This window comes from Pseudomonas sp. SDO5532_S415 (genome assembly GCF_054071155.1).
On the sequence record NZ_JBSVWS010000287.1, the window covers coordinates 1 to 4,269 of the forward strand.

The 4,269-nt window shown below is 61.9% G+C and carries 3 protein-coding genes; 1 reads left to right on the plus strand and 2 read right to left on the minus strand.

Translation table 11 applies throughout. From position 1 onward, the window contains the following. Positions 1-53: 53 nt before the first annotated feature. Together ACW9HW_RS29190 and ACW9HW_RS29195 are read right to left on the minus strand one after the other, a co-directional pair. On the minus strand, positions 54-1,067 hold the full coding sequence (locus ACW9HW_RS29190) for an aldo/keto reductase (RefSeq protein ID WP_457402783.1): 1,014 nt from the start codon (positions 1,065-1,067) through the stop codon (positions 54-56). Between the two features lie 193 nt (positions 1,068-1,260). Continuing rightward, on the minus strand, positions 1,261-2,571 hold the full coding sequence (locus ACW9HW_RS29195) for an MFS transporter (protein ID WP_457402785.1): 1,311 nt from the start codon (positions 2,569-2,571) through the stop codon (positions 1,261-1,263). A gap of 168 nt (positions 2,572-2,739) precedes the next feature. Here ACW9HW_RS29195 and ACW9HW_RS29200 point away from each other — a divergent pair, with 168 nt between their 5' ends. After that, positions 2,740-3,861 (plus strand): sugar diacid recognition domain-containing protein, encoded by a 1,122-nt coding sequence (locus tag ACW9HW_RS29200; RefSeq protein WP_457402786.1) that lies wholly within the window; start codon positions 2,740-2,742, stop codon positions 3,859-3,861. The last annotated feature ends 408 nt before the right edge of the window (positions 3,862-4,269 follow it).

Genomic DNA, 4,269 nt, shown 5'->3' on the forward strand with positions numbered 1-4,269 from the left:
GGTAGACCGCATTCGCGAGCAGGCTCGCTCCCACAAGGGGGCTATGTGTTACTTCAGTTGTTGTGCGGTTTACGACCCGAGACGAAATGGCTCACATCATTGAACCCCGGTGTCGACGCATGCCCCGGCGTCACCAGCGAGTCGATAAAGGTTTCATCTTCAACCGTGATCTGCACCGCCTGCGCCTTAGTGTAGGCATCCCACTGCGCTTCGGTGCGCGGGCCGACGATGGCCGAGGTGACGGCGCGGTTGTTCAGCACCCAGGCGATGGCGAACTCGACGATGCCCACCCCGCGTTCCTGGGTGTATTGCTGGATCTGCTGGGCGATGCGCAAGGACTCTACGCGCCATTCGGTTTCCAGGATGCGTTTGTCCTGGCGCCCGGCGCGGCTGTTGGCGTCCGGTTTCACGTCCGGCGCGTACTTGCCGCTGAGCACGCCGCGTGCCAGCGGGCTGTAGGGCACCACGCCCAGGCCATAGCTTTGCGCGGCGGTGATCTGCTCGGTTTCGGCCTGACGGTTGACGATGTTGTACAGCGGCTGGCTGATCACCGGCCGGTCAACCCCCAGCTTATCCGCGACGCGTATGACTTCGGCAATGCGCCAGCCCCGGTAGTTCGACAAACCCCAATAGCGGATCTTGCCCTGACGAATCAGATCGCCAATCGCCGACACCGTCACCTCCAGCGGCGTGTTGTGGTCTTCGCGGTGCAGGTAATAGATGTCGAGGTAGTCAGTACCGAGGCGCGTCAGGCTGGCGTCGATGCCATTGAACAGGTGCTTGCGGCTCAGGCCGCTGCGGTTCGGCACCCCATCCACCGGGCCGAACCCGACCTTGGTGGCCAGCACCCATTCATGGCGGCGACTGGCGATGGCTTCACCGACGATTTCTTCGGAGCGGCCGTTGGTGTAGACGTCGGCGGTGTCGATGAAATTGATGCCCTGGTCCCAGGCCTTGCCGATGATCCGCAGGGAATCTTCGGTGCTGGTCTGTTCGCCGAACATCATGGTACCCAGGGTCAGGGTGGACACCTGCAAACCCGAATGACCCAGCGTGCGGTAGCTCATGTCGAAATCCTTTTGCCAGTGGGAAAGGTTCAAACAAATACCAGAACAACCGCGCGGGGCAAACTGATTTATCAACCACACAAAATCAAAACTGTGGGAGCGAGCCTGCTCGCGAAAGCGGAGTGTCAGTCAACTTGTTTGTTGAATTTCATACCGTATTCGCGAGCAGGCTCGCTCCCGCAGGGGATTGGTTTTACACCCGCAGAGTGCGCGTCATGCGCAACGCCAGCAGACTCCCGCCGACGATCACCCCCGCCAGTACATACAACGCCGCATCGGTCGAGCCGCTGGTGTCCTTGACCCAACCCACCAGGTACGGGCTGAGGAAACCGGCCATCTGTCCCATGGAGTTGATCAGCGCCAGGCCACCGGCCGCCGCGCCGGCACTGAGCATCGCGGTCGGCACCGGCCAGAACATCGGCAGACCGGTGAGGGCGCCCATGGTGGCAATGGTCAGGCCGAGGATGGCGATGGCCGGGTTGGCGGCGAAGTTCACCGCGATCAGCAGGCCGAGCGCACCCATCAGCATCGGCACCACCAGGTGCCAGCGGCGTTCCTTGCGCAGGTCCGCCGAGCGGCCGGCCATCAACATGAACAGCGCCGCCAACAGATAAGGAATCGCACTCAACCAACCGATCACCAGGTTATCGCTGAAGCCCAGGTTCTTGATGATCGATGGCAGCCAGAAGTTGATCGCGTAAACGCCGCTCTGGATGCAGAAATAGATCAAACCGAAGGCCCAGATCGCCGGGTTCTTGAACACCGCCAGCAGCGAATCGCTGGTGGTCTTCGGCTTGTTGGCCAGGTCTTCGGCGTGGTCGGCTTCCAGTACCGAACGCTCGAACGGCGTGAGCCATTTGGCGTTGGCGTAACTGTCGCTGAGCAGGAAATAGGCGAGGGCGCCGAGGATCACGGTCGGAATGCCTTGCAGCAAAAACATCCACTGCCAGCCCGCCATACCGCCTTGCCCTGCGGCGAAATGGTTGAGGATCCAGCCGGAAAACGGACTGCCCAACAGGCCCGATACCGGGATCGCCGACATGAACAGAGCCATGATGCGGCCACGGCGGAAAGTCGGGAACCACTGCGAAAGATAGAGCACCACCCCCGGGAAGAACCCGGCTTCGGCCGCGCCGGTGAACAGGCGCAAGGTGTAGAACTCGGTCGGCGTGGTGACGAACAGCAGGCAGGTCGACAGCGTGCCCCAGGTGATCATCATCAGCGCGATCCAGCGCCGTGGGCCGAATTTGGTCAGGGCCAGGTTGCTCGGCACGCCGCACAGCACGTAGCCGATGAAGAAGATCCCGGCGCCGAGACCGTACACGGTTTCGCTGAACTTCAGTGCGTCGAGCATCTGCAACTTGGCGAAGCCGACGTTGACCCGGTCCAGGTAGTTGAACAGGTAGCAGATGAAGATGAAGGGGATCAAACGCAGGGTGATGCGCTTGTAGACGGCGTTTTTCTCGTCAACGATGGCCTGGGTAGCGGCGGCGCTCTGTGACATGGCGGCTCTCTCTTTATTATGATTTTTTGCGATGCAAAGGGTAACGTTGATCGCCCTGCGAGTCTCTGCCACCGCCCGGGTCGTTGTCTTTGTGCCGGCGCACAGGGATTGCCCCCCAGCCCTGTGCGGGCGAACAATCAGCCCATCCTGTATTCAAGGAACACCGTTATGTTCGAACTCGATCACGACCTGGCCCAGGACATCGTCGACCGGGCGATGGCCATCCTGCCGTACAATGTCAACGTCATGGACAGTCAGGGATTGATCCTCGGCAGCGGCGAACCGGAGCGGGTCAACACCCGCCATGAAGGCGCGCAACTGGTGCTGGCCAACGGGCGCGTGGTGGAGATCGACGCGCAGACCGCGATTCATCTCAAAGGCGTGCAGCCGGGTATCAACCTGCCGTTGATGCTCGACCAGCGCTTGATCGGTGTGCTGGGCATTACCGGCGAACCCGAGCAATTGCGCACTTACGCCGAACTGGTACGGATGACCGCCGAGATGTTGGTGGGACAGCGCAATCAACAGGCCGAGCGGCAATGGCGGCGCCAGCGTTGCGATGACCTGTTGGCGTTGCTGCTCAGCGACGCCGGGAGTTCACCGCGATTGATCGACGAGGCGCAACAGCTCGGGCTGAAGCCGCAAATGACCCGGGTGCCGTACTTGTTCGAACTGGGCCTGGAGCATGGGCCGGGGCAAACCGTCGAGGCGCTCAGTGCCTGGTTGACCAGCCGCTACCCTGACAGTTGGTGCGTGAGTTCGGCCAAGTCCTCGTTGCTGTGGTGCCGGCCGGCGAGCCAGAACATCGAGCATGACCGCCTGCTGGAAAAGCTCGACGGCCTGGGCTGGAACATTCTGCGCATCGCCGTGGGCGGACAGGCCGATGGGCTGACGGGATTGCGTCGCTGTTATCGTCGAGTCGGTGACTTGCTGGCTTACGGACGCGATGTGCTGCCGCAATCGCGCTTGTTGACACTGACCCGCTATCGCTTGCCGGTGATGCTCTGGCGTCATCGCAACGATGATGCCCTCGACGAGTTGCTCAACCCGTTGCGCAAAGTCATCGCCAAGGACAGCAACGGCCAACTGCTGGCAACCCTGCGCAGTTGGTGCGACCACGACGGCCAGAGCCAGGCCTGCGCTGAAGCGCTGGGGATTCATCGCAACAGCTTGCGCTACCGGATGGAGCGGATTGCCGAGCTCAGCGGCGTCGATCCCCTGCGCCTCGATGGCATGCTCGCCCTTTACCTCGGCGTCCAGCTGCTCCCCCAGACCGACCCAACCCCATAACCCACACATCTCCTTCCTGTGGGAGCGAGCCTGCTCGCGAGGAGGTCCTGACATTCAACATCCAAGCTGACTGACCCACCGCCTTCGCGAGCAGGCTCGCTCCCACAATGGGCGGTGTCGGGACACAAATGCCATGAACCACGCCAACCCCCTGTGGGAGCGAGCCTGCTCGCCAAGAGGCCGTCACATCCAACATCCCAGCTGACTGACCCACCGCCTTCGCGAGCAGGCTCGCTCCCACAATGGACGGTGTCGGGACACAAATGCCATGAACCACGCCAATCCTCTGGCTCGCGAAGAGGCTGTCTCATCCAACATCCCTGCTGACTGACCCACCGCCTTCGCGAGCAGGCTCGCTCCCACAATGGGCGGTGGCGGGGCACAAATGCCATGAGCCACGTCAACCCC